General features: G+C 32.5%; 6 protein-coding genes. 4 read left to right on the top strand and 2 right to left on the bottom strand.

Annotated elements, in window-relative coordinates:
- Positions 1–342 precede the first annotated feature (342 nt).
- From AB8B65_RS01025 to AB8B65_RS01015, 3 genes are all read left to right on the top strand, one after another.
- Positions 343–606, top strand: coding sequence for a hypothetical protein (locus AB8B65_RS01025; RefSeq protein ID WP_405298930.1), 264 nt, complete (start codon positions 343–345; stop codon positions 604–606).
- A 157-nt stretch (positions 607–763) separates the two neighbouring features.
- Positions 764–1,936 (top strand): hypothetical protein, encoded by a 1,173-nt coding sequence (locus AB8B65_RS01020; RefSeq protein WP_405298929.1) that lies wholly within the window; start codon positions 764–766, stop codon positions 1,934–1,936.
- On the top strand, positions 1,933–2,397 hold the full coding sequence (locus AB8B65_RS01015) for a hypothetical protein (RefSeq protein ID WP_405298928.1): 465 nt from the start codon (positions 1,933–1,935) through the stop codon (positions 2,395–2,397). The genes AB8B65_RS01020 and AB8B65_RS01015 overlap by 4 nt, the downstream gene beginning before the upstream one ends.
- A 13-nt stretch (positions 2,398–2,410) precedes the next feature.
- Here the strand turns inward: AB8B65_RS01015 and AB8B65_RS01010 are convergent, their stop codons facing one another.
- The gene (locus AB8B65_RS01010; protein WP_405298927.1) at positions 2,411–2,554 is read right to left on the bottom strand and encodes a hypothetical protein; all 144 of its coding nucleotides are present in this window, start codon (positions 2,552–2,554) and stop codon (positions 2,411–2,413) included.
- A gap of 243 nt (positions 2,555–2,797) precedes the next feature.
- On the opposite strand from AB8B65_RS01010, the gene AB8B65_RS01005 reads away from it, so the two are divergent.
- Positions 2,798–3,358, top strand: a complete 561-nt coding sequence (locus AB8B65_RS01005; protein ID WP_405298926.1) for a DUF4494 domain-containing protein — start codon at positions 2,798–2,800, stop codon at positions 3,356–3,358.
- A 218-nt stretch (positions 3,359–3,576) separates the two neighbouring features.
- On the opposite strand, the gene AB8B65_RS01000 is transcribed toward AB8B65_RS01005, so the two are convergent.
- Positions 3,577–4,497: helicase-related protein (locus AB8B65_RS01000; RefSeq protein WP_405298925.1), on the bottom strand; the 921-nt coding region annotated here is incomplete at its 5' end.

The following is a 4,497-nucleotide window of genomic DNA, read 5'->3' as shown; positions in this document are numbered from 1 at the left end:
AAAAGTGTCTTTTTCATGATGAGATAATTAGATAGTTCGTATTAATTATGACACAAATATTGCTTTATTCTTGCTTCTAAAATAGTCCTTTTGCTTGAAACGTCGTTTTTAATATTTGAAATGTTATCCAATTAGTAGTAGTGTTTTCATTTTTTTTAAATGAACTTATTTATAATGATTTAGCAAGTAAGTAAGGAAACCACTTACTGCAAGAAAGGTTTTTATTGACTAAAAAACAATTAAATATTTGTATATCAATAAATTATGTTTCTTACATAAATTAGGAACTTCCCTTAAAATTATCTAGTTTTAATATATATAACCAATTTAAAATACTTTATTATGAAAAGTTTAAGAAGAATAGTAGCTATCGGAATGGCTGTATCATTTTTTGGATTAATGTCTTTTACAGATGAAAGTTTTGAACAAACGAATACTGACACGACTAATGTCGACACCAATTCAGTAAGAGGAAAATGGGGACCGCCAAGAAGAATAAGAAATGCCGACGGATCTGTATCAGTTATACGTAAATGTATAAATGGTGGTACCGATTGCATTGTTGGAACAGTTTCTATCAATACTGTTTGGCCAATTGGAAACTAAACCATTTTCAGATGCAGACATTTTGATTAAATTTCTGCATCTGATTTTTATTTCATATTAATTTATATTCCGCAAAAAGATCAAAAACCCTATCAAATATATACTACTACTCTGTCTATTTTCAATAGGTTGTCAAGATAAAAATTCAGCTGAATTATTGGCATTTAGCAAAGTTCCAGCAAATGTTCGTTTCTCTCAAAACTATACACTTACATTCACCGATAGTTTAGCAATTCCACGACCACAAAATGTACCTTCCTATGATCCGGGTTTAGCACACATTGTTGAAAATGATAGTATTTATTATTTTATAGATTTACAACGGAACATCATTAAAGTAAATTTAGCGACTTCTGCTGTAAACTTACTACAACTTCCATTACAAAAAGGAACTGGCGATGTATTATCTTTTTGTCATCCTTCAAGGGAAAAATTTATTTTAATTCAAGATTTCCCCGTTAGACTTCTAATCCTAGGTGATACTAAAATAACATATCATTCATTACCTAACATAAATTTCCCTAGTACAAATACAGCATTCAATACACTCTCAAAAACATTAAAAAAAGGAGCCGTTAATTTTATAATAGATTACGGTAATTTGCATTACGACTCAACAAAGAACCAATTACACATTGGGTTACAACCCTTGAATGCATACGATTCGGAAGGTTTTGAAGATTTTGGGAGAATCGGAATTTTTGATCTATCAAGTCTAAAATGGATCAGCACGTATGCTCTACCCGAAGGAATGTTAAAATACAAAGGCCGTAAAACCTATTCGTATTTGCTTTCAAAAAAAAACATGCTGTTCAAAAATGATACGATGTTCGTTAGTTACGTAAATGATCATTTTGTGTACTATTATAAAGAAGGAAAATACCTTGGCAAATTTCCGCATATCAGTACATCTTCAAAAGATATGTTTTTACCAGTTGATTTAGAGGATGCACGCGATGTTGAAAAAATGAAAGCCTATGAATATGCTGCTCCGTATTATGGAGCGTATAATTACCATGAAAAATTAAAATTATATTCAAGAATATATTACGATCAACAAGAAGCGCTGGAAAGTTCAGGAAAATATCGGCCTCCTTATCTACAGAGATCAATTCATGCTGTTTTTTTAGATGAGCATTTTAATCATGTTGGAGAGTATACATTTCCATTAGGAAGTCTGGAATTTGAGAGTCTAATTGCCGTGTCAGATGGTTTTTTACTCTACAGTACAAAGTATACTAATACAGATCCTACGCAGCAATATTTCCAGCTTAAATATAAATACACGATTACACCAAAAGACAACGACACAAAGAAAGAAATCAAATGAAAAAGATAATCCACGTATGTTATTTTATGTTATTATTTGTTGCTTGTCAAGGAGAAAAATACCCGTATTTAAAAGGTTTTCAGCAGTATATGCTCGAAACACATCAGGTAGATATTACTACGAATGAAAAAATATTTTATATACTTCCTATAAGTGATTGCAATTCTTGCATGGGAACTACGCTCAATTTAGAAGCACTTACAACGATGAATAAGTCAAATGCAAATGATAAACTATGTATCATACTCATTGGAACTACACAACGAGAAGATTTTCAAGAAAGCATCCGCACACTTTCCAAATCATATAAAATATTACGTGATGAGCAACACGCAATTGATCTGTATCAAACTGGTGTTGAAAAACCTGTACTATTAGAGCTAACAAAAGGGAAAGTAAATTATTATTTGAACATAGTAGATGGAAATATAGCTGAAGCGAAAGCGTATCTCTTACAATAAGGCTGTATGAATCTTATTTCTGTTTTCGGATGCGACTTAAAGTTTTTTGTGTAATTCCTAAATAAGAAGCGATAACGCCAAGCGAAACTCTTTTCAAAATACTAGGTTGCTGACAAACCAAAATGTCATACCATTCTTTTGCGGTATGAAAATGCAAACTATCAAATCGTTTTTCAACTAAGGAAACTCACTAATTAGAGAAAAACCTCGCAGTATTTCCCAATCCAGGATTAACAGAAAATAATGCTTCTAATTTGTGGTGAATAATTAATATCACACTAACTTCCTCAGTCTAAAACGACTAGAAAATCTGCTTGAAAATTGTGAATATCTATTCTCTATTTTGACTTTTTTAGCAAAACGAAAATCCTATATTTGTCGCCCTTAAAACAAAAACATTATGAGCGCAACTTGGTATGAATGCAAAGTAAAGTATAGAAAACTTGATGAAGTTACAGGTGAACAAAAACTAAAAACAGAACCTTTTTTAGTAGATGCTATTTCCTATACGGAAGCCGAAACTAGAATTACACAAGAAATGGCTGCTTATTTAAGAGAAGGCGAAGAAATTAAGATTACAAACATCAAAGTAGCGAATTATGCAGAAATTCATCCGTTTGAAAATTCAGATCGATGGTTTAAATGTAAAGTCAGCATGATTTCTTTCGATGAAGAAAGCGGTAAAGAACGCAAAAGCAATCAATACTTACTCATTCAAGGAAATGATGTAAAAGAAGCCTACGAAAATACCATGACGGCAATGAAAGATACGATGGCAGAATATACAATTCCTGCAATTGCTGAATCGCCTATTATGGACGTTTTTCCTTATTTTTCTGGAGAAGAAAGTGAAATGAAAAATATAGAAAAATTCATCGCACTGAAAGATTCTGTTCCTACAACAAATGAAATAAATGAAGATTTAGCGATGGTTGATAGTCTTTCTACAGAAGTAGAATAGGTTTAATTATTGAAAGATTGAAAATGTATAAAAATGAGGCTATCTTAAAAGTCGCAGTTTCGTCAAACCGAACTTGATTCGGTTGCTCATAATAGTTGATAATCAGCTTTATGAGACTCTGGGTGAAGTCCAGAATGACGGCTTTTAGAACTTTTAAGACAGCCGCTTTTTAGTTTCGGAAATACTTTCAAAGAAGTCTATGCGTATAAACATAGATACTATTTCTTTTTCTTTTTTGGAGTTTCCGTTTTTGTATTGGTAGCGCCAGTTTCCGCTAAATAATTCGCTAATATTTTATCTACTAATTCTTCTTTTGTCAGATGATGGAATATCGTTTTAATCTTCGCTTTAAAATCTTCTGAAACCTCACGATTTGGTTTTGTTTTGAATATTCTCTTAGCCCATATCAATCCATTGTTTTCTTCAATACTTTGTGCATCTGCTTTTTTAAATTCCTTAAAAACAATGCCTAATTCATCTTCAAATTCAGGGATTTCTGCTACTTCTTCTTTTTGTATCACAGATAAAGAAAGTCCCTTTGCTCCTGCTCTAGCCGTTCGTCCACTTCTGTGTACATACGCATCGTAGGTATCTGGCAAATGATAATTTATGACATACGAAACCTCTTTTACATCAATACCACGCGCTGCCAAATCGGTTGCGACTAAGATATCAATATAACCTGCTCGGAATTGTTCCATGATACGATCGCGAATTCCTTGTGTGAGACTTCCGTGAATGGCACCAGAAGAGAATTTATTGATCGCTAGTTTTTTTGCTAGTTTGTTGACCGCAGCTTTGGTTTTACAGAAAATAATTCCACGTTTGCCTTCTTTGGTGTTTAAAAAATGAAGTAAAACTTCTAGTTTTTCTATTGTTTCTACTACTACATATTGATGTTCAATTCCTTGATGACCAACAGTTTTCATATCCGCTTCAATATGCACGACATGTTTGGACATGTAATTTTGCACCAATTGTTTGATGGTTCCGGGCATTGTTGCTGTAAACAGTAAAGTTCTCCTCGATTTTGGAATTTCTTTTATAATGCTATCCAATCCTTCTTTTAGTGCACTTACCATTTCGTCCGCTTCGTCTAAGATGAAATAAGAGATGTTTTTGATGTTTATGGCTTCTCG

The organism is Kordia sp. (assembly GCF_045105435.1).
Lineage (GTDB): Bacteria > Bacteroidota > Bacteroidia > Flavobacteriales > Flavobacteriaceae > Kordia.
The sequence above is the reverse complement of the archived record's forward strand: the minus strand, read 5'-3'. Positions and strand labels throughout refer to the sequence as shown.